Here is a 19,971-nt window from a genome sequence, read left to right on the forward strand (position 1 = left end):
GCAGTTTTCTTCAGACGGCATAAGTCGAGCGCTCTCTGGGCCGAGAAATTGCGATTGCAGGGCGTGTCGTCGCGGGAGTCCTCGGAAAGACCCGGAACCTCGCCCAGGGCCGACAAATGGCACAGCCGCGTTTCGCAGCCATCCGTAACAATCCTTAGAGCAAGCGGTCGATGGAGACCGCTAAAGTGCCGGCCACATGAAAGGCCGCGCCCGCGCTTCATACGGCCGCCGCCAAGGCACGATCCGTGAAATGGGGCACCGGGGGCGAGCTGCTAAGCCGAAGGACCATCAATCGAGGAATTGACTATGACGCGAGCAGTCGGGAGCAACGAAGGTAGGGTCGTAGCGGTCCATTCACCCTGGAAATGGTTCCTGGGCCTTGGCGCGGCGCTCTGGATCTTCGGCATCATCGCCTCGGCAAAACTGTTTCTCGCGACCGTCGGCGCCGCCTATTTCCTCGGCGTCATGATGTTCGTCTCCGCCACGCTCCAGCTCATTCATGCGCGGGTTTCAGCCAAAAACCTTCACCAACTCTGCACAAGGATCAGGCCATAGAGCCCGAACACTCTACGCACCAGGGTGCAGGGCGGTCGAGGTCGACGCAGCGGTTCGCCGATCGTAACAGTTGCTCCTTTGCGCCGGTGGGTTCGATGTCCTGGGAGAGGGCGGCTCACTTCCGGGTGATCTCCTTGTGCTTGAGGCCTGGTGATTCATCACGGATTACAGGCTCGCCACCACCGATGGGTTCACGGTGTTGTCACAATTCTGGGAACGCGGCTGGCCGGGCCCGGCGATCCTCATTACGGCGCATCTCTTCGCCGACCTCGTCGATGTGCGCTGGCTTAGGGTTTCGATCGTATCCTCGAAAAGCCGTTCCGCGAACGGGAGGTGGGCGATAAAGTCGTCCGGTTGACCGGCCTTGCCCGCCGCAGGACTATGACCCTACCGCAAAGCGCCCTTGTCGATCGAAGGGTAAATCCAGCTACAGCAAACCGTGGGAGCCCGCCATTGCGCCCAAAATGGTAATGACCGAGGCTAGCAGGAGGACCCGGTGCATCCGTTCCATGCGAGCAAAATCACGACCCGGCGATGACGATTGCTCCATCCGCCGATGCAGAAACAGCGGTTCGATCAGGTAGAGCATGGCCGCGAATATGACCCAAAGGGCGACCATCGCGTGCATCCACCAGAAGTGGACGTCAGCAAACCTGTTCCAGAGATCGCCACGCAGGATCATCCAAAGGCCGGATAGGCCGGCGAGACCTACCCACAGCCGAGCTTGCCAGGCAAACCCAGCCTCGAAGCGATGGAAAGCGCTTAGTCTTGCATTCGGGGGATTATGCCGTCTGATCGCGGGCATGAGAACGGTGGTGACGAACGCGACACCCCCAATCCAGACGACAATAGCGAGGATATGCAGCATCCGCGCCAGCGTGAAGTCGTCCATCACCACCTTCTCCCAGAAGCAGACTGACGCCCGTTTACGCTGCCAGCAGTTCGTCGGCCGGGCCGAAGAACTCGTAGTGGATGCGATCGCTGGCGACGCCGTTTAGCGAAAGCGCGGCCACCAAGGCGCGCAGGAACGGGCGGGGGCCACACAGGAAATAGTCCGCATCATCGGTGGGCGTATTGGCGATCAGCCAATCGGCATCGATCAGTCCCGCGACATCGTAATCGCGGCCCGAGACGTCCTGCGAGCGGGGCGTCTGATAGAAGATCGTTGTGTGCCCATTATGGTGCTTTTCGGTGAGAGTTCGGATATGCGCGCCCATCGCATGGGTAGAACCGTCAAGGGTACCATGGGCAAAGTGCACCGGAACGTCTGGATGGTTGGCCGCTATCTCTTCGAGCATCGCGACCATGGGCGTTAGCCCGACGCCGCCCGATAGTAGGACGACAGGGCGCTGCGGTTGAGCTGCCAGGACGAATTCGCCGGCTGGCGGGCCGACCTTGAGCAGCGTGCCTTCGACGGCCTGGTCATGGAGCCAGCCCGAAGCCAGGCCCTGTGCCTCGCGTTTCACCGAGATCCGGTACGTGCTCCCGTTGGGCGCATCCGAGATCGAATAGTTCCGCTTAACCGGCGGATGACCGGGGATCTCCAGCCAGAAGGTGAGATATTGACCGGGTTTGTGGCGGATGACAGGGCCGCCATCCTTGGGTCGCAGTGTAAACGAACTGATGATCTCGCTCTCGTGCTGGACCTTCTCGACGATGAAATCTCGCCAGCCGGTCCAGCCACCGTCCGCTGTCGCAAGATTGTGATAGATATGCCCTTCGCGGGCGATCAGGATGTTCGCTAGGAACCAGTACGCCTCGCCCCAGGCAGCGAGGATGTCATCGGTCGCGAGCTCGCCCAGAACCGCCTTGATCGCGCCAAGGAGAGCGTCGGCCACATGCGGATAATGCTCGGGCAGAATCTGCAACCCGACATGCTTCTGCGCAATCCTCTCGACGGCAGGTGCAAGCGCACCGAGGTTGTCGATGTTACTCGCATAAGCGAGGATCGCGCCGGTCAGAGCACGCGGCTGCGAACCGGAGTCGCCGTGGTGGGATTGATTGAAGAGATCACGGATCTCCGCGTTTTGAAACATGCGCGAATACATTTCATGCACGATCTCAAGGCCATGTGCCTCGAGCGCAGGCACCGTGGCCTTGACGATCTCAATGGTCTGGCCGCTCAATGTTTGCGCCATCAAAATACTCCTGATTGTACGAGGTTGAAGCTGCCGAGAGTTTCTCAGGGCAGCGGTGGTTCGTTGTAAAAATCGACCTGCATACGCATCGGTCCGATCGGCGTGACAAAATGCGTCTGCTGCGGTCCGACCACGCCGGGATTGCCGGGTGAAAGCATTTTCTCCGAGTGAGGCTGCACGTAGGTCAGGTTCAGTTCTCCCTCCAAGACTCTGATAAGGCCCCAGACACCTTCTTTGGTCTGATGGTTGTCCCGCAGCGCGGCGGGCAAGGAATCTTGGTCGAAGATCGGGGTCGAGCGGTAGGGCTCAGCCATGGTCATTCCTCACGAATGGTATCTGTCTCGAAACGATGCTCAGGTAGTTACGCTACGACCTGCGCTGGGTCGTCCGCGGCGGGGAGCTTGAAAAAGAGGGCAAGCTGCAGGCTTTCGGCGATGCGCGCCGCCTTTGCCTGAAGCGCCGCAGCAGCCGGCGCAGACATCATTTCGTTGGTGGTGGCTTGCCACAGACCAAGCCACCGATCGAATAGTTCTGGTGTGATGCGCTCGGAGTGCTTGCGGTGCGCGGGCACCGGCTGCCCTTTATAGCGTCCGCTCGTGAGCATGACCGACGACCAGAATGCCGCGAGCTTTTCAAGATGCTCAGGCCAGTCGGCGATCGCATCGTTGAAGATAGGGCCTAGTTTCCCATCGGCACGGACACGGGCGTAGAAGCAGTCTACCAACTGCTCCAACCCTTCTTCGTCGATCCCATCGATCGCGTCCACGACTCGCACTCCAATCATGCATCTATGATGCATCAATAGAGCGCCAGAAAAAATATGCAAGCAGAATGCATGTTAGACGGCTCGAGGGGAACTGGGCGGGCTGCAAAACAGGCGCGGCTAGATGACCCCCAATGCTCGCATCGCCTCTGCAACCCGCACGAAACCGGCAATGTTGGCGCCGAGGACGTAGTCTCCTGGTGTGCCAAATTCATCCGCGGTTGCGGCGCAGGTGTCATGGATCCGCCGCATGATGTCGGCGAGCCGTTGTTCGGTCTGCTCGAAGGTCCAACTGTCTCGAGAAGCGTTTTGCTGCATCTCGAGAGCGGAGGTCGCCACCCCTCCGGCGTTCGCAGCCTTGCCGGGCGCGAAGAGAACGCCCGCCTCCTTGAAGAGCCTTACGGCTTCGGGCGTGCAGGGCATGTTTGCACCTTCGCCGATCGCGACGACGCCATTCGCCAGGAGCACTTTGGCGTCCCTGCCGGTCAGTTCGTTCTGGGTCGCGGACGGCATGGCGACGTCGCAAGGCACATCCCAGATCGATCCGCCCTCAATGAATTGGGCCCCGCCGCCCTTGAGGTGCGCATACTCGGAGATGCGCTCTCTCCGTGTTTCCTTGACCTCCTTCAGGAGTTTGAGGTCGACGCCGCTCTCATCGACAACGTATCCGCTGGAGTCCGAGCAGGCGATGACCTTGCCGCCAAACTCGCAGATCTTCTCGGAGGTGTAGATCGCGACATTCCCTGATCCGGAAACCACTACCCGCCTGTTTTCGAACGACAGACCCTTCGTGGCGAGCATTCGATCGACGAAATACACGGCTCCGTAACCGGTCGCTTCGATCCGCGCGCGCGAGCCTCCATAGACAAGGCCCTTACCGGTAAGCACTCCGGCCTCGTAGCGGTTGGTGAGGCGCTTGTACTGGCCGAACAGGTATCCAATCTCGCGCCCGCCCACGCCGATGTCGCCAGCGGGGACGTCGGTGTACTCGCCGAGATGGCGATAAAGTTCCGTCATGTACGACTGACAGAAGCGCATTATCTCGCCGTCCGAGCGGCCGCGCGGATCGAAGTCCGAACCGCCTTTGCCGCCGCCAATCGGCAGACCAGTGAGCGCGTTCTTGAAAGTCTGCTCGAAACCGAGAAATTTGATGATGCCCACGTTCACCGAAGGATGGAACCGCAACCCGCCCTTGTAGGGGCCTAGCGCAGAATTAAACTGAACTCGGAAGCCGCGGTTGATCAGGACCTGACCGCAGTCGTCGACCCAGGGGACGCGGAATATGATCTGCCGTTCGGGCTCGCAGATCCGCTCGATGAGGGCGTTCTCGAGGTAGCTCGGATATTTGGCGACAACGCGGCCGAGGCTTTCGAGCACCTCCGTCACTGCTTGATGGAATTCGAGCTCTCCAACATTGCGGCGCAGGACCTGGTCGAGCACGGGCTCGAGCTTCTCATCGATCTTGGACATTACTTCTCCGAATGCGACCATGGTCCGGGTCGCTTAGAGCCTTGGTCAGCGGTTGACCATGCGCCCAGCCATATTCAGCTGCCAGAGCCGCGACCGAAGATTATTGGTCCGGCAGGATCGACGCTGGGCAGGACAGCGCCACCGGCATTCGATAATAACAGGAAATCGCCACTTCGCTGCCGCGAGCGAACCAGCCTGACCATCACCTTGCGTGAATCTTTCGATGCGGGTGCCGATCCCTGTGCTTGGTGTTTGATTTCCTTGGCTCTCCGCCCCACATTGAAAGGCGCTATGGCAACGTCCAAATTCCATATCGCTATCCATCCCGGCAGCAGCACCGCACGCTAACAGGCCCCAGGCGAACGCCGTACCGGTCGCCTGGGGCTCCCTCTGAGCGAATTGGCTTTGTACAGGATTGGCCTCGAGCGCCGTTGAGCGCCAGGGCACGATGCAGAGGAGATGCGAGATGGATCATTTCGTCGTGGAAGCCGACAGGACAGCTGTCGGCGTCGCGGTTCGTGTTCCGGGCGGCTATCGATTCTTTTATTCGGATCCTCGGTTCCGTATTCTGGACGGGCAGGTGTTTCGGCGCGTCCGGAACTTGGCGCACAAGGTCGGTGAACTGGCCCAGAAACTAACCAAGGCTGGGCGCAGTCAAGCGGCGGGCAGCGTAACCTTCCACTGACGTTCAGGTTCGCGGCAGCATGGTTCCAGGCAGATGGCTGCTCGCTCCGGCCGATAATATTGACTCCGGAACCGATCCAATGCGGCTCCGGAGTTTTTGGGACCCAGCACGCCGAACTCGACGGCCGCATCGACATGTCGATCCGGCGTGTCTCCTGATAGCGCGTGCGCATCAAGCTAAAGAGCGGGCCAGATTAGCGAAACGAAAATGAACCCGCCAAATACGGCGGTAAATGCAAGCCCATGGACAATATCCCGCGTTTTGAACCGATCGACGTGATCAGCGCGAAAGCTGCGGTATTGCTGAGTGATCATCTCATTGCTGGCCACCAGCGCCACATCTAGAGCGGACGCCTCCTTGTGAAACCAGTGGGTCAACTGGGTCAAGGCGGCCGCATTGATATTTGGGTAGTCAACGAGAACGGCTTCGATTTGCGTGCGCCGATCGGCGCTTGCCGCGCCGTCACAACGTGGCTGAGACATTCTGAATATCCCGATTATTCAATGTACGGGAGATGGGGCGGTGGAAAGCAGTAGAGCCTGAAGGCTGTGAGAACCCTTCTCCGGCCTCAAATAGGCATTTCTACCGAGCCGCCGGCATGCGTGCGGTCTCAATCCCAAACGAAGTGAATGGGCGCAAACGCCTCCATCGCGAACTCGCCGCAGGTTGTTCAAGCCCCTAGCGAGTACACCCGTACAATAAATGGAAGTTAAGAGCGCCAGATGGCGCAGACGGATGAAATCAATGCCCTGGGGGTCGGTATCATCGCAACCCGCCTAGGGCATACAGTCGTTCCGTACTGCTGCCCGGATGAATTTCCATGACCATCATAGTAGTTAGACCATAAAGGAATGACCAAAAAATGTCAATATCCGGCCGTGAAACTGCCAGTCAGTACGCGGTCCGCGAGTTTCTACAATTCGGCGGGGACATCGTCGCTCCAGCGTTACTTATCTGTGGATGCGATAGGCGTTCACGCAGCACGGAGTATGCCTCTCGCCCCGAAGGCGTTGGGTCCGAAGAGCGGGCCGGGCTTCAACGGCGGCGAATAACCCAAACAGGATTGCTTCGCCGCCATTGCAGAACATGCCGCGCGAACGGAGACAACTCGGATGGCCACAGTCGCTTAGCTTGCTGGCTCGGAATGCGTGACAGCGATGATCTTGAGCTCCCGCTCATGACCCTCGCGGTCTGGCCAGAGGATCGACTGGCCAGCCCGCAATCCTATCAATCCTGCTCCGACAGGCGTCAGAATAGAAATGCGGCCTTTGGAGATGTCAGCATCTTGCGGATAGGTCAGTTCGTAAGTGTAATCCCTGCCACTGGCTTCATCGATAAACCTTACGGTTGAGTGCATAGTTACGACGTCATCGGGGATCCGACGCGCCGGGTGAAGAGTGGCCCGAGTGATCTCGTTAAGCAGCAATTCACTGACCTGAGGCAACCGCTCCTCGACGCTCATGGCCAACTCTGCCAAGGCGTCTGCTTCTTTATCGATCATTTGGATAGGCGGCCGCCGGGTCGCCCTTTTCGTAGTCATGGTCACACCTTTTCGGAAAAGCAGCCCCACCCGCTTGGGAATGCGGAGCGCTCGATTGAGTTGATCGTCTACACCCCGAGTTCGGGGCGTGCGCACCGGAACCCGGGGCTAGGAGCCCACGAGAATCTGCCCTCCGTGAAGGCGAAAATGCAGGTGACGATGCTCAATGGCCATTCCGCATCATGTCTGGCCCAGGGAGGGCTGTCAATTATGGCCAATATGGTGCCGAATGGGACGGCGGATACTGAGGATGGAAGGAGGTGGTTGCCGGAGGTGTGCAACGAAATTGGCTCTCAGGCGCGCCAGGTCGGGGGGCAGCTTTACGTTACCGTTGATGGGCGCGGCGAGATTCCAAATGGCACGCCGTCGTCGGGCTTGTGTGTGTGCCTTCGCGAGGCATGGTCTCGATGCCAATCGCCCAAAGATTTCCGGCCGCCCTTAGGGCGATGCAAAAATTAGCATAGCGAGGAAGAGGGCCACGATGATGGCCTGTCCCAAGCAGCCTACTTGGACCGGTGCGTTTTCGCTTTCGACATCGAGTTTGCTCATCACATCCTCGCCTGGTTCGCGAGTGCCGCTCCTCCATCGGCGCTGCACAGTTCATGCATCGACGTGACCATCATCAGCATGGTTCGCCGTGCCTGGCCGCTTGCCCCGATCCGCGGGTCGCACCACAGATCCGCGTACAGGCTCGTCCATCGCGGAAGCTCTTCAAGAATATCTCGCTGCTGGGACGAAATGAGCGCGACAATCGCCCGCGTTGCCTTGTCTGCTTCGTCCCGAGGGAGGGCTTCGACGCGGTTCATTTGCCAGATGCTTCGACGTTCGGCCTCAATTTCGATGGAAGACGATTGGTTCTCGAAATAGGTGCTAAGGTGATCAGCAATGTTGCCTCGCATGGTACGGGATCCTGCAAGGCGAAGGGCAACGGCGATAAGCTGATCAGTGGCGAGCGGCGAGGTTTCCAACCGCTGGATTTCACTCATATCGTCGGGCCCAAGCTGCCGGAGCCGCGCGGCCGATCCAGGTGCGGCAAGAATCTTGGTCGCCACCTCGCTTGCGCGGATCAGCAATTCGTCCAGCAATTCCGATTTCTCAACTCGATGCGTACGCACTTCGGTACTCCGATAATTAGGCCGCTGAAGGTGGATCGGGAGGAGTGTTGCGATGCGCAGGCCGACTACTCTTCCCGCGTCCCGCCGGCCTCGCGAACGGAAGCACGCGGCGCTCTTCCGGTGTTTGCTCCGATTCCAGATTCCGATCCGAAATTTGCGCATCGACTTCCTCATTAGCATTCATGCAGATGTCCTCAAATGTTCGCAGAATAAAGCACTCAATGGAGTGGCCCCTATTCGTCTGGATTACGCCTAGAATTATTGATAAATTGGCGGGTGAATGGTCGCGACTAAGTCGCCGATGTCGGCCCTATTGCTGTTCTTCGATTTGGCGGCGATCAACTGGGCGCTGCGGGCTCGAAGCACGGTTCCCATTGCAAGCATGATACGCCTCGTCGGGGCGCGGGCTCCGATCCTTGGATCGCTCCACATCATGCCGTATATGGCGGCGTACCCCCAAAGAATGCCCGGCAGGGCTTCTTCCGGAACAGAAAGCCGCCGCTGCAGCGTATCCACGTAGTCTCCCGCAAGCTCCATCGGCAGCCCCTTGTCCCGGACCTCTCGCTCGATAGTCCGACGCTGCGCTTCGACAGCTACGCCGGGAGGCGGCGAACGGAATCGCTTAAACAAGCTGGTCCTGACGCCGCTGGAAAGGCAAAGGTCGTTCGCAAGGCGAAGTGCGGCTGCGATCAGTTGCTTGTCCAGCAAGGGCGATACCTCCAGATCCGAGATCCTTCGCTCACCGGCGGGACCGGTATTGTCGTAACGTTCGAGGATCTGTTCGGCCTGTGTGCACGAACTGGCCAGTATGTCGTCGAACAGACGGGCGTGATCTTCTGCTAACATTGAAATATATCTCCTTGCCGTAATGGCATTGGGTGCGGCACTGCGTTGGGTTTACTGGTCGACTCTCCCGCGAATCTCGGTCGTCTTCGGGCTAGCAATGTCGGTGAAGAGGACCAGGACCGCCGCGGTGACGCCGCACTGGAGGGCGAAGATCGCCCAAAGCAGCCATGGCCAGCGCACAATGGCGAAGACGATACTGTAGATAGAGAAGACTCGAGGATGAACACGACATTCATTGGAATCCTGCGCGGGCTATGTTGGCTCACATGCGGGGGCGGTGCCGGGCGGTATGGGCTGGCGCGGCAATGACCGATGCTGACGGCGTCATGGCACGACGATCGCGACGGCAACGGCAACGATCAGAACTACGCCTAGCGCCGATGCCATCACGAGCTCCGCAGCGGTCAACCCATTGAGGTGCTTCTTTCGAAACTGCTGATATTCCCTGCCGATGTGAGGATTTTTGGCGATCGAGGCCACTTCGTGTGCGGTTGCCTCGCGCTTGAACCAATGGATGACATCCAGAATTCGATCGGGCGTGACTTGCGGATATTCCGCAAGCGTTGCCTCGATCTGCAGGCGGCGTTCTGGGGTCTTGATCGTATCGTTTCGTCTTCTGCCCATATCTCGTACCTCTAAGCGGTCCTGAATCTCGATGGGTTCGGGATGCGACCAGCGAAGCGGCGAGACCGATCGAATTCAGACATCGCTGCTCGCTGAGCACCATCGCGCCGATTACCGATCGCGATCGCGGCTAAATCGGCGGCCAAAGTCGCGTACGGCGCTTGCCAGCATGCGCGCACGCCGGAAGATTTTGCCGTCGAGAGCCTGGAAACGAGGATCTGATTGGAAGAAGCGAAAGCCGCCGGGCACCCGGATTGCGACGCCTACGATAGCCCTATCGGACTCTACCACAAAGTGCGTGGACACGAAGACCTCCACGGCGAGTTCGTGCACGACCGGTAATTTGCCGGATCGTGCGCAAGCTCGCGCTAAATCTGAAGATTGAATGCGCTCGAAAGCGCGATCGATGGGGAGGAGACCCTAGGCGCGGTGCTGACGGCACCCACCTAGGGCCAACAGCCGTGCGGTACTGCTGCCTGGGTGGATTTCAGTCTGATACTTCGCAATCAACATGATGCCATCAATATGGTTCCGTCACTTGAAAATGTCAAATTTTGCAATCCAGGTCGAATTTTTTCGGCGAGTTTGCGAAACTTGGCAAGTCCAGAGACTGGCTAAGCGTGGTCAAGCCGGATGTGTAATTTTGTCAGATGAACAGATGATGACTAAGAAGGCGATCAGAAGAAGGGATCGTATTTGTATAACTGTCAATCTATCGGTCGTATTTCATGACGGATCTAGAACTTTTACGCAGAATTCGGGTTGGGCTATTGCGCATCGCACCATAGCCCGCAATTCGATTCGATATGGTATGATCGAATGTGCGGTCGCTCGCCGGCCGGCTATCGTAGCTGGCGCTTGTCCAGCTTGCGAGCCAAGGTGCGCCGATGCATCCCGAGCCTGCGCGCTGCTTCGGAGATATTGAAGTCGCACTCCGCCAGCGTTGTTTGGATGTATTCCCATTCGACAGTCTTGATTGATGTCTTGCGGCCTTCGAGCGGAACGTCGGGATCGCCTTGCGTCTTGCTGAACGCCTCCTCGATGTCATCGGTGTTCGCCGGCTTGGCAAGATAATAGGAAGCACCGAGCTTGATCGCCTCAACCGCCGTCGCGATGCTGGCGAAGCCGGTGAGGACAACGATAAGCGTCTCCGGATTTGTCTCATGGAGCATCTTCACACAGGTCAGACCCGATGCGGTTCCGAGTTTGAGATCGACCACCGCAAAATCGAAATGGTGGGGTCTCTCGATCAGCACCTCGAGTTCTTCTGGACTAGCGGCATGGTCGACTGTGTAGCCGCGGCGTTCGAATGACCTGCGCAACGTGCGGGCGAACGAAGCGTCATCCTCTACGATGAGCAAGTGCCGATGCGTGTCGTTCACCGGGGGACCTCCCGCTCATATAGGAGCGTGCTGAGCGGTACGGTCAAGCGGACGCGGGCACCTTCTCCGTCCTGATTGGCCACGTCCACATTTCCACCCAGCTTGCGCAGCACATTGACAACCAGAAAGAGGCCCAGGCCGCTGCCGGGAGCCGGTTTGGTGCTGGCATAGGGTCGTCCAAAGTCGGCCAGCATTTCGGTCGAGAACCCAGGGCCATCATCGCGGACCTCGAGCTCGAGCATCGTCTCCGTGCGCCGGGCATGGATGACAATGCTCTTGGCTGCAGCGTCCACGGCATTTTCAACGATGTTGCCGATGACCTGGCGAAGCGCCGGATCCGCGACGATCGTCATGTCGTCGTCCATTTCGTCATCCAGGTAAATCGCGCCCGCAGTTCTGCCGCGCCAGTCCTCAATCGCATCGGCTAGAAAGGTCTTCAATGTCGTGATCGAGGGATTTTCACTACGCACCTCGCCGGCGGAAGTGAGGATACCGCCGACGATTACCTTGCAGCGTCGCAGTTCTGCTTCCATGTCGGCTATATCGGTCAAGACTTCGCTATTCTCGGTGATTGCCGGATGACGGGCGAGGTCACCCAGTATCACCGACATTGACGATAGCGGTGTCCCCAGTTCATGTGCTGCGCCGGAGGCAAGCAGGCCCATGCGCACTATGTGATCTTCCTCGGCCGCGCGCTGACGCACCGCGGCCAGGGCCGCGTCTGCCTCGCGGAAATTGCGGTTGATGCGTGTGACGAAGGCCACCAGCAGAACTGCGATCAGGACAAAACAGACCAGGCTGCCCGCCAGATAGAGCGCCATCGGATCGAAGGCCGAGCCCGGTGGCAGCACGAGTGGCACGGGCTTGAGCGCCAGAGCTCCCAGTGCGACCAAAGTCGCGATCACGATGCCCCAGGAGGAACGTCCCTCCAGCAGAATCGCACCGATCACTACCTGCAGCAGGAACAGTGAGGTAAAGGGGTTTGCTAGACCTCCGCTATGATAGAGTTGCCAGGCAAGTGCGACGACATCGACCAAAAGTGCGCCGGTCAACTCAACGTTGCGCACTGAATCGCGGCGGCGCAGATAGGGCACGCTAATGAGATTGATGGCCGCTAGCAGCGCAGGAGCAATCAGCAACGGCGCCAGCGGAAGCTTGATTCCCATTACTCGGTCGACGACCGCAATTGTGATCAACTGCCCACTGACGGCGATCCAGCGAAGCTGCATCAACAGATGCATGTTGCGCAGGCCGGCATCAGCACTGGGCTCTGCGGGATTTCTCGAACGAGTTTCCGCCATCAGGCGAAGGCTTTCCTGCTACCGCGCTTGTTGAGCACAATCCATTCGCTGCATAGGCGAAAAGCTGCGCCGTTGCGAACCACTCCGCAAGATGAAAAGGGGGAGCGCGATTCTACGGGCGCGGCGCCACATCCTGTCGGTGGTGTCAGCCCTTGAGCGCAATATTCATGATGGATGAGAGCCAAATTATGAAGTTGTGCAAACGGGCACAGCACCTACCTTGATGGGCAACGGATCTGTTTTCGAGCCGGTTGGGCATCCAACCGGAAATCGAAATCGGATCGGATCCGATCCTTGCGAGAGTATTCGTCAGCGAATTCTCAATCCGGGATCAGGCGCTCTGGCTTAACAGCAAGACAGACGACTTGGGGGTGTCGATAGCGCTGAATGGAGCGGTCGACATGGCTGACGGCATATATGATCCTTCCAATGTCGCAGTGCTCAAGCGCGGTGCCGCGCACGCTGCCGTAGCTGAAATCGAGGATGGAATGCTCGTCGGCTTCGGCACGGGAACGACGGTTTCGTTTGTCATAGCAGCTTTGGACGAGCGCGTTGCGGCGGGTCTGCGGATCGATGTCGTCGCAACCTCGCTCCGCACCGCTGATCAAGCCAAGGCAGCAGACTTGCGGATCCTCGCGTTCGACAGGCTCGACGCCGTCGACCTCGCAATCGACGGCGTCGACGAACTCGATGCCCACCTGCGTGCGATAAAGGGCCGCGGAGGAGGCATGTTGCGCGAGAAAATTATCGCTGCGGCTGCTGCACGCATGATTGTGGTCGCCGATGAGAGCAAGGGCGTGCCCGTGCTTGGTCGGGGCCCGCTTCCCGTCGAGACGCTGCCCTTAGCGGCCTGCTATGCCTCTCGTCGCATCGAGCAACTAGGCGCAATTGTCAGCCTGCGCATGGCGGGCGTCGTCCGCTACCTGACTGACCAGAGTAACGTCGTGTTCGATTGTCGATTCGGCACGATTAACGATCCGAAGGGGCTGGCGCTTGATCTTGCCGACATCCCAGGAGTGCTGGGGCACGGCCTTTTTTTAGATGAGATCGACGCCGCCTATGTAGGCCGAAGGGACGGGATCGCTCAATTGACCCGCGGCACGTCCGGGACGGTGTCGTGATCCGTCGCCGCGCGCCAGAAATCCCGGTGCTTCTGCGGGTCTTTCGAACTCCTGGCATTAGCGGTCATTACCTCGGAGGTCGAAATGACCACTAATTGTTCGGACCGCACTTCCCAGCGCATGGGCGAACTTACGATCGCCACCATTCGAACACTCACGATGGACGCCGTCGAGAGGGCGTCATCGGGTCATCCGGGTACACCTATGGCGATGGCGCCGCTCGGCTATACGCTGTGGAGCCGTTTCCTGCGCTATGATCCCGACCAGCCAGACTGGCCAAACCGTGACCGTTTCGTGCTCTCGGACGGTCACGCGTCCATGTTGCTCTATTCGTTGATCCACCTCGCCGGGATTTGCGAGGTCGATGCGCAAGGCAGGCCAACCGGGCAACCGGCGGTCAGCCTCGACGACATCAAGCAATTTCGCCAGCTTGCTTCCAAGACTCCAGGACATCCTGAATATCGGGTCACCACTGGCGTGGAAGTCACGACCGGTCCCCTTGGCCAAGGCTGTGCCAATTCGGTGGGGATGGCGATCGCCGAACGGTGGCTCGCCGCCCGCTTTAACCGCGCCGGCTCGGTCCTGTTCGACCATGACATATATGTGCTGTGCAGCGATGGCGACATGATGGAAGGCGTGGCCAGCGAGGCGGCATCGCTGGCCGGGCATCTTAACCTAGGCAACCTCTGCTGGTTCTATGACAACAACCACGTCACGATCGAAGGGCCGACATCACTCGCCTTCAGTGAAAATGTCGCCGACCGGTTCCGCGGCTATGGGTGGAACGTCCTTCATATCGAAGACGCGAACGATACTGCCACGATAGCGCGTGCCATCGCGGCCTTTCAGGAACGCAACGACGCGCCGACGCTGATAGTATTGGATAGCGTCATCGGCTGGGGTTCGCCGATCGCGGGGACCTCCAAGGCTCATAGCGACCCGATGGGGGACGCCGCTATTCGTGAAACCAAGCGCGCCTATCGCTGGCCACAGGATGCACAATTTTTGGTGCCCGACGGAGTTGCGGAGCATCTGCGACAGGCGCTTTCCCACCGATCGAAGCCGCTGTGTAAGGCGTGGAACGAAACGCTGGCGCGTTACCGTTGTGATTACCCCGACATGGCGCAGCAACTCCAAGGCTTGCTCCAGCACCAACTCCCCGATGGATGGGACAAGGACATTCCCCTCTTCCCGGCGGATCCGAAGGGCATGGCGTCACGCGATGCTGGAGGCGAGGTGCTTAACGCGATTGCCCGCAAAGTGCCGGCGTTGATCGGCGGGGCAGCTGACCTGGCGCCGTCGACGAAGACCAAGCTGACCTTCGAGGATGCAGGGACCCTCGAGCGGAGCAACTACGCAGGGCGCAACATGCACTTCGGTGTGCGCGAGCACGCGATGGGCGCGATCGCCAACGGGATGGCGCTTTCGCATCTTTTGCCGTTCACGGCGACCTTCCTGGTGTTCAGCGACTACATGCGTCCGCCGATCCGGTTGGCGGCCATCATGGAATTGCCGACCATATTCGTCTTCAGCCATGATTCGATCGGGGTTGGGGAGGATGGCCCAACCCACCAGCCGGTCGAACAATTGGCAGGGCTGCGCGCCATTCCCGGCCTCGATGTCTTTCGACCAGCCGACGCCAATGAAACTGCCGAGGCGTGGCGAACGGCGATGATACAGGCCAATCGACCAAGTTGCATCGTCCTCTCGCGGCAAGCGCTGCCGACGATCGACCGCAATCGCTATGCCTCCGCGTCGGGACTTGCGCGCGGCGCCTATGTTCTGGCCGATGCGGCAGGTGGATGCCCCGAACTCATCTTGCTGGCGACCGGCAGTGAGGTATCCCTGGCTCTTGCCGCACATGAGCAACTGACCGGGACCGCTGTGCGATCGCGGGTGGTGTCAATGCCATGCTGGTCGATATTCGAAAAACAACCCCTCGGCTATCGCGAGGCGGTCTTGCCGCCGTCGGTCTCGGCGCGGGTGGCAATCGAGCAAGCCGCCCCGCTTGGCTGGGACCGCTATGTCGGCGCTCATGGGGCGACCGTGACGATGGATGGGTTTGGCGCATCGGCGCCGTTTGCCGATTTGCGGAGAAAATTCGGGTTCACGGTTGACCATGTCGTCAATGTGGCGCGCGAAGTGCTGGAGGAGAAGTCATGACTGGCCGAGTAAAAGAGCTCGAAACCCTGGGGCAATCCGTGTGGTTGGATTTTCTTGACCGGAGCTTTCTCGTCCGGGGCGAATTGACGAAACTCATTTCACAGGACGGCGTCGCCGGGGTGACCTCCAACCCGTCCATCTTCGAAAAGGCGATGGGCCACGGTGATGCCTACGATCATGACATCGCCTCGCTGCTACAGCGCGGTGAACCTGACGTCGGTGCGATTTACGAACATCTCGCGGTCACCGATATCCGCGCTGCCGCCGATGCGCTTCGCCCGGTCTATGACCGAGTGAACGGAGCGGATGGCTTTGTCAGTATTGAGGTGTCTCCCGATTTTGCCAACTCGACGGACGACAGCATCGCCGAGGCGCGCCGCTTGTGGACGGAGATCGACCGCCCCAACCTGATGATCAAGATCCCCGGCACAAAGGCAGGTGTGGCTGCCGTTCGGCTGCTTACCGACGCGGGGCTCAACATCAACATCACACTGCTGTTCGCCATCGACATGTATAAGGCCGTGGCGGACGCTTTTCTCACCGGCTTGGAAGCGAGGGTCGACAGGGGCGCGGATGTGTCCCGTGTCGCGTCCGTCGCCAGCTTTTTCGTCAGCCGTATCGATTCCCGCATCGATGCGGCAATCGACGCGCGCGTGAAGGCAGGAGATGCAGAAACCGCAGCGCTGAAGGCGCTACGTAGTAAGGTGGCGATCGCCAATGCCAAGCTCGCCTATCAACATTATCTCCAATTGACCGCGAGCGACCGCTGGCTGAAGCTGGCAGCCAAGGGAGCGCGGCCGCAACGGTTGCTGTGGGCCTCCACCAGCACGAAGGACGCCAGTCTACCGGACGTCCTCTATGTCGATGCACTTATCGGCCCGAATACCATCAACACCATCCCGCCCAAGACGATGGACGCCTTCCGAGACCACGGTACGCTTGCCGCGACACTGGTCGAAGACGTCGACGGTGCTCGCCGCGTGTTGGAGAGTGCCGATCGACTTGGCCTCGATCTTGCGCGCATCACTTCGAAGCTGGTGGTCGACGGAATCAGGCAGTTCTCCGAGGCCAATGACGCCCTACTTCGCGCGATCGCGGAAAAGCGGATGGCGCTGCTGGGGTGATATGATCAACGGACGTTGACGACATGCGCATCGGAATGATCGGATTGGGTGGGATGGGGGGCAACCTCGCACGGCGGCTCATGCGGGGCGGCCACCAGGTCGTGGTATGGGTTCACGGCTCGGAAGCGACAGAAGCGGTTGCTCCCGATGGCGCCATCGCGGTCGCTTCGATCGAGGACATGGCCGGCCAATTGAGGGAGCACCGAACCTTTTGGGTGATGCTGCCGGCCTGCGAGCCGACCGAGCAGACGGTGACAATGCTCGGCGTGACTGCCGCGGCCGGCGATATCATCATCGATGGTGGCAACACCTTCTACAAGGATGACATACGCCGCTCCAAAATGCTGGCGACACGAGGCATCGACTACGTCGACGTCGGCACCTCGGGCGGTGTCAGGGGTCTTGAGCGCGGCTATTGCATGATGATTGGCGGACACTTGGAGACGGTGCGCAGGTTGAACCCGATCTTCGAAACGCTGGCGCTCGGCTTTGGGGACATCGCCCGCACTGTAGGTCGTGACAGGCCCGATGATCGGGCGGAACGCGGCTATGTGCATGTCGGACCGGCCGGCGCAGGGCATTTCGTTAAGATGTTCCACAACGGCATCGAGTACGGCTTGATGCAGGCCTATGCCGAAGGATTCGACATTCTGAAGGGCAGGTCGTCCGACAAGCTGGCCGACGTATGGCGACGCGGCAGTGTGATTTCATCCTGGCTGTTGGACCTGTCCGCCGCAGCGCTCGCGCGGGACCACACACTCGAACACTACAGTGGCCATGTCGCGGACAGCGGGGAGGGGCGTTGGACTGCCGATGCGGCAATGGAGGAAGCGGTCCCGGCCTGTGTCTTGTCGGCTGCCCTCTCCGCTCGATATCGTAGCCGGGTCGAGACCACGTTCGGCGACAAATTGCTGTCCGCAATGCGGTTCGGGTTCGGCGGTCATGTAGAGATACCGCAGTAATGAGCGCGGAGCCGGAACAGATGCCCGGCGCGACGCTGGTGATTTTCGGGGCAAGCGGCGACTTGACGAGGAGGTTGCTGATGCCTGCACTCGCCAATCTTCTGCGCGAGGATCTCCTGGGTGAAGAACTGCATATACTTGGCGTCGCTTGTGAAGACTTGGATGACGAGGAACTTCGTGCCCGACTGGATGAGTTCGTCGGCCCTGCTCCGCCGGGCTGGGAGCGGCTACGCCGGCGGATTACGTATCTGAAGGGCGCATTTGAGGACGATGCGCTCTACCGAGCGATCGGTGATCGCCTAGATGCAGAGTGCAACGCCGCCTTCTATCTCGCCACGCCGCCCGAGTATTTCGGCACCATTGTCGAGAAGATGGCCGGAGCCCATCTACTTGAGGAAAAATCAGGCTTCCGCCGCATGCTGGTCGAAAAGCCGCTTGGTCACGACCTTGCCTCGGCACGCGTCCTCAACAAATGCATCCTAAGCCGGGTAGGCGAACGGCAGGTCTATCGGATCGATCATTTCCTGGGAAAGGAGACCGTGCAGAATATCCTCGTTGCCCGCTTCGCCAACCCCATGATCGAAGCCGTGTGGAACAACCGCTATGTCGATCATGTCCAGATTACCGCCGCAGAGACTGTCGGGATTGGTCGGCGCGGAAAATTCTACGATGCGACCGGTGCCATGCGTGACATGGTGCCCAATCACCTGTTCCAACTCCTCGCGATGGTCGGTATGGAGCCACCCAACAGCTTTGCCGCCGATGCGATCGGTACTGAAAAGACAAAGGTCATAACGGCCATTCGCGCGCTCACTTCCAAGGCGGTCGAGACCGACGTAGTTCGTGGACAGTATACCGCCGGATGCATCGATGAAGATCTGTGCCCCGCCTATGCCGAGGAGCCGGACGTCGACCCGATGACCCGTACCGAGACCTATGTCGCTATAAAGCTATGGCTCGATACATGGCGCTGGTCTGGAGTTCCGTTCTACCTACGCACAGGAAAAGCGATGGCGGCGCGGGAGACGGAGATTGTACTCCAGTTCAAACCGGTGCCTCGCGCGCTGTTTGCCCACTCGAACGTGACCCACCTGCCTGCCAATCGACTGGTCATCCACATCCAGCCCGATGAAGGCCTCAAGTTCGATTTTCTCGCCAAGCTCCCGGGCCCAGTGATCGATACCGCGCCCGTCAGCATGAATTTCCGGTACGCCGACCGGTTCACGCTTCCCAAGCTGACCGGCTATGAGACGCTGCTCTATGACCTGATGATTGGCGACCAGACGCTGTTTCAAAGCGCGGAGGCAATCGAGGCGGGATGGGCAGCGGTCCAGCCCATCCTCGACGCCTGGAGCCGGGACAACGGTCATCCGCAAATATACAGGGCGGGCAGTGACGGACCAGTTGCGGCTGAAGCGCTAATCCAACGCGACGGCCGGACCTGGCACGCACTTCGGACATGAAGGTACCACTTCGTCTCCTAGTATCGGATATCGATGGCACTCTGGTCCGCAATGACAAGACGCTTTCCGCCGCCAATCGTGCGTCGATCCTTGCCCTTGCCGCCGACGATGGCGCAACGATGCTACGGCTGATAGGCCGGTACGGCGTCACCCCATGGGTGTTTGCGGACGGAGAGTGGTTTACTCCGGATCCCAGTAACCGCCACGTCGCGCGCGAGCGGCTCGCGTCATGCCTGGAGTCGGCTCGAAGGGACAACTTCGTGGAGCTCGGCGCGAGGATCGATAAAATAGTGGGGGTCAGCGACGACAGCGAAACCCTCCGACGATTGGAAACTGAGGCGAAGCAGGCAATCGGCCCCGACTTAACGATCGCCCACTCACAGCCGTATTATCTCGATATTACGCACTGCCTGGCGAACAAAGGTGACGGCATCGCGGCGTTGACCGAGGCGGCAGGGCTTGAGCTCCCACAAGTCGCCGCATTCGGTGATATTGCCCAATGATCTGCCCATGTTCGCGCGCGCAGGACTGTCCGTGGCGATGGGCCAGGCACCCATAGAAGTTCAAGCCGCGGCCGATGCCGTTTCGGCGACCAATGAGGAGGACGAGGTAGCCTATGCAATTGAGCACTTTCTTCGGCGACCTGCACGCCTTTGAGGGCGCGCGTGAAGATCGCCTCCGTCGAAGGGAAATGATGATCGACTGCACCCTTTGCGAAA

At 59.6% G+C, this 19,971-nt stretch carries 21 protein-coding genes; 9 read left to right on the forward strand and 12 right to left on the reverse strand.

From position 1 onward, the window contains the following. Positions 1–306: 306 nt before the first annotated feature. A complete protein-coding gene (locus KRR38_RS30945) occupies positions 307–555 on the forward strand; it encodes a DUF308 domain-containing protein (RefSeq protein WP_217407673.1) in 249 nt (82 codons plus the stop codon). Between the two features lie 427 nt (positions 556–982). Here the strand turns inward: KRR38_RS30945 and KRR38_RS30950 are convergent, their stop codons facing one another. From KRR38_RS30950 to gdhA, 5 genes are all read right to left on the reverse strand, one after another. Next, on the reverse strand, positions 983–1,447 hold the full coding sequence (locus KRR38_RS30950; RefSeq protein WP_217407674.1) for a hypothetical protein: 465 nt from the start codon (positions 1,445–1,447) through the stop codon (positions 983–985). A gap of 34 nt (positions 1,448–1,481) precedes the next feature. Then, positions 1,482–2,693, reverse strand: a complete 1,212-nt coding sequence (gene hmpA / locus KRR38_RS30955) for an NO-inducible flavohemoprotein (protein ID WP_217407675.1) — start codon at positions 2,691–2,693, stop codon at positions 1,482–1,484. Between the two features lie 44 nt (positions 2,694–2,737). Further along, the gene (locus tag KRR38_RS30960; protein WP_375293484.1) at positions 2,738–3,013 is read right to left on the reverse strand and encodes a DUF1971 domain-containing protein; all 276 of its coding nucleotides are present in this window, start codon (positions 3,011–3,013) and stop codon (positions 2,738–2,740) included. 41 nt (positions 3,014–3,054) lie between these two features. Then, positions 3,055–3,492: a group III truncated hemoglobin gene (locus KRR38_RS30965; RefSeq protein ID WP_254515791.1), complete on the reverse strand. Its 438-nt coding sequence runs from the start codon at positions 3,490–3,492 to the stop codon at positions 3,055–3,057. An 84-nt stretch (positions 3,493–3,576) separates the two neighbouring features. Further along, positions 3,577–4,926, reverse strand: a complete 1,350-nt coding sequence (gene gdhA / locus KRR38_RS30970) for an NADP-specific glutamate dehydrogenase (protein ID WP_217407678.1) — start codon at positions 4,924–4,926, stop codon at positions 3,577–3,579. 466 nt (positions 4,927–5,392) lie between these two features. On the opposite strand from gdhA, the gene KRR38_RS30975 reads away from it, so the two are divergent. Then, positions 5,393–5,611, forward strand: coding sequence for a hypothetical protein (locus tag KRR38_RS30975; protein WP_217407679.1), 219 nt, complete (start codon positions 5,393–5,395; stop codon positions 5,609–5,611). Positions 5,612–5,787: 176 nt separating this feature from the next. Here KRR38_RS30975 and KRR38_RS30980 read toward each other — a convergent pair whose 3' ends face one another. The 7 genes from KRR38_RS30980 to KRR38_RS31010 form a co-directional block, all read right to left on the reverse strand. Further along, positions 5,788–6,093, reverse strand: a complete 306-nt coding sequence (locus tag KRR38_RS30980; protein WP_217407680.1) for a hypothetical protein — start codon at positions 6,091–6,093, stop codon at positions 5,788–5,790. 644 nt (positions 6,094–6,737) lie between these two features. Beyond that, positions 6,738–7,151 (reverse strand): nucleoside diphosphate kinase regulator, encoded by a 414-nt coding sequence (gene rnk, locus KRR38_RS30985; RefSeq protein ID WP_217407681.1) that lies wholly within the window; start codon positions 7,149–7,151, stop codon positions 6,738–6,740. Positions 7,152–7,699: 548 nt separating this feature from the next. Then, positions 7,700–8,236, reverse strand: coding sequence for a hypothetical protein (locus KRR38_RS30990; RefSeq protein WP_217407682.1), 537 nt, complete (start codon positions 8,234–8,236; stop codon positions 7,700–7,702). Between the two features lie 288 nt (positions 8,237–8,524). Then, on the reverse strand, positions 8,525–9,112 hold the full coding sequence (locus tag KRR38_RS30995) for a hypothetical protein (RefSeq protein WP_217407683.1): 588 nt from the start codon (positions 9,110–9,112) through the stop codon (positions 8,525–8,527). A gap of 324 nt (positions 9,113–9,436) precedes the next feature. Continuing rightward, positions 9,437–9,736 carry a hypothetical protein gene (locus KRR38_RS31000; protein ID WP_217407684.1) on the reverse strand — a complete coding sequence of 100 codons (300 nt, stop codon included), beginning with the start codon at positions 9,734–9,736 and terminating at the stop codon, positions 9,437–9,439. 842 nt (positions 9,737–10,578) lie between these two features. After that, a complete protein-coding gene (locus tag KRR38_RS31005; RefSeq protein ID WP_217407685.1) occupies positions 10,579–11,118 on the reverse strand; it encodes a response regulator transcription factor in 540 nt (179 codons plus the stop codon). Further along, positions 11,115–12,419, reverse strand: coding sequence for an ATP-binding protein (locus tag KRR38_RS31010; protein ID WP_217407686.1), 1,305 nt, complete (start codon positions 12,417–12,419; stop codon positions 11,115–11,117). Before KRR38_RS31010 ends, KRR38_RS31005 begins: the two co-directional genes overlap by 4 nt. A gap of 251 nt (positions 12,420–12,670) precedes the next feature. Between KRR38_RS31010 and rpiA the strand changes: the two genes are divergently transcribed. The 7 genes from rpiA (at position 12,671) to KRR38_RS37990 (ending at position 19,909) form a co-directional block, all read left to right on the forward strand. Next, positions 12,671–13,540 (forward strand): ribose-5-phosphate isomerase RpiA, encoded by an 870-nt coding sequence (gene rpiA / locus KRR38_RS31015; protein ID WP_254515793.1) that lies wholly within the window; start codon positions 12,671–12,673, stop codon positions 13,538–13,540. An 84-nt stretch (positions 13,541–13,624) separates the two neighbouring features. After that, the gene (gene tkt / locus KRR38_RS31020) at positions 13,625–15,703 is read left to right on the forward strand and encodes a transketolase (protein WP_217407687.1); all 2,079 of its coding nucleotides are present in this window, start codon (positions 13,625–13,627) and stop codon (positions 15,701–15,703) included. Beyond that, positions 15,700–16,827 (forward strand): transaldolase, encoded by a 1,128-nt coding sequence (gene tal, locus KRR38_RS31025; RefSeq protein WP_217407688.1) that lies wholly within the window; start codon positions 15,700–15,702, stop codon positions 16,825–16,827. The genes tkt and tal overlap by 4 nt, the downstream gene beginning before the upstream one ends. A 23-nt stretch (positions 16,828–16,850) precedes the next feature. Beyond that, positions 16,851–17,789, forward strand: coding sequence for a phosphogluconate dehydrogenase (NAD(+)-dependent, decarboxylating) (gnd, locus tag KRR38_RS31030; RefSeq protein ID WP_217407689.1), 939 nt, complete (start codon positions 16,851–16,853; stop codon positions 17,787–17,789). Beyond that, complete coding sequence (gene zwf / locus KRR38_RS31035; RefSeq protein WP_217407690.1) at positions 17,789–19,252, forward strand: glucose-6-phosphate dehydrogenase; 1,464 nt, start codon at positions 17,789–17,791, stop codon at positions 19,250–19,252. Before gnd ends, zwf begins: the two co-directional genes overlap by 1 nt. After that, the gene (locus KRR38_RS31040; protein WP_217407691.1) at positions 19,249–19,755 is read left to right on the forward strand and encodes an HAD hydrolase family protein; all 507 of its coding nucleotides are present in this window, start codon (positions 19,249–19,251) and stop codon (positions 19,753–19,755) included. The genes zwf and KRR38_RS31040 overlap by 4 nt, the downstream gene beginning before the upstream one ends. A gap of 37 nt (positions 19,756–19,792) precedes the next feature. After that, positions 19,793–19,909, forward strand: a complete 117-nt coding sequence (locus KRR38_RS37990) for a hypothetical protein (RefSeq protein WP_375293488.1) — start codon at positions 19,793–19,795, stop codon at positions 19,907–19,909. Positions 19,910–19,971 lie beyond the last annotated feature (62 nt).

This window comes from Novosphingobium sp. G106 (genome assembly GCF_019075875.1).
In the GTDB taxonomy this organism is placed as follows: Bacteria; Pseudomonadota; Alphaproteobacteria; order Sphingomonadales; family Sphingomonadaceae; genus Novosphingobium.

Bases quoted from the DNA above. Each gene is read 5' to 3' on its own strand.
- KRR38_RS30945 (WP_217407673.1), top strand. From the start codon at position 307: ATGACGCGAGCAGTCGGGAGCAACGAAGGTAGGGTCGTAGCGGTCCAT.
- KRR38_RS30950 (WP_217407674.1), bottom strand. From the start codon at position 1,447: ATGGACGACTTCACGCTGGCGCGGATGCTGCATATCCTCGCTATTGTC.
- hmpA (WP_217407675.1), bottom strand. From the start codon at position 2,693: ATGGCGCAAACATTGAGCGGCCAGACCATTGAGATCGTCAAGGCCACG.
- KRR38_RS30960 (WP_375293484.1), bottom strand. From the start codon at position 3,013: ATGACCATGGCTGAGCCCTACCGCTCGACCCCGATCTTCGACCAAGAT.
- KRR38_RS30965 (WP_254515791.1), bottom strand. From the start codon at position 3,492: ATGCATCATAGATGCATGATTGGAGTGCGAGTCGTGGACGCGATCGAT.
- gdhA (WP_217407678.1), bottom strand. From the start codon at position 4,926: ATGTCCAAGATCGATGAGAAGCTCGAGCCCGTGCTCGACCAGGTCCTG.
- KRR38_RS30975 (WP_217407679.1), top strand. From the start codon at position 5,393: ATGGATCATTTCGTCGTGGAAGCCGACAGGACAGCTGTCGGCGTCGCG.
- KRR38_RS30980 (WP_217407680.1), bottom strand. From the start codon at position 6,093: ATGTCTCAGCCACGTTGTGACGGCGCGGCAAGCGCCGATCGGCGCACG.
- rnk (WP_217407681.1), bottom strand. From the start codon at position 7,151: ATGACTACGAAAAGGGCGACCCGGCGGCCGCCTATCCAAATGATCGAT.
- KRR38_RS30995 (WP_217407683.1), bottom strand. From the start codon at position 9,112: ATGTTAGCAGAAGATCACGCCCGTCTGTTCGACGACATACTGGCCAGT.
- KRR38_RS31000 (WP_217407684.1), bottom strand. From the start codon at position 9,736: ATGGGCAGAAGACGAAACGATACGATCAAGACCCCAGAACGCCGCCTG.
- KRR38_RS31010 (WP_217407686.1), bottom strand. From the start codon at position 12,419: ATGGCGGAAACTCGTTCGAGAAATCCCGCAGAGCCCAGTGCTGATGCC.
- tkt (WP_217407687.1), top strand. From the start codon at position 13,625: ATGACCACTAATTGTTCGGACCGCACTTCCCAGCGCATGGGCGAACTT.
- tal (WP_217407688.1), top strand. From the start codon at position 15,700: ATGACTGGCCGAGTAAAAGAGCTCGAAACCCTGGGGCAATCCGTGTGG.
- gnd (WP_217407689.1), top strand. From the start codon at position 16,851: ATGCGCATCGGAATGATCGGATTGGGTGGGATGGGGGGCAACCTCGCA.
- zwf (WP_217407690.1), top strand. From the start codon at position 17,789: ATGAGCGCGGAGCCGGAACAGATGCCCGGCGCGACGCTGGTGATTTTC.
- KRR38_RS31040 (WP_217407691.1), top strand. From the start codon at position 19,249: ATGAAGGTACCACTTCGTCTCCTAGTATCGGATATCGATGGCACTCTG.
- KRR38_RS37990 (WP_375293488.1), top strand. From the start codon at position 19,793: ATGGGCCAGGCACCCATAGAAGTTCAAGCCGCGGCCGATGCCGTTTCG.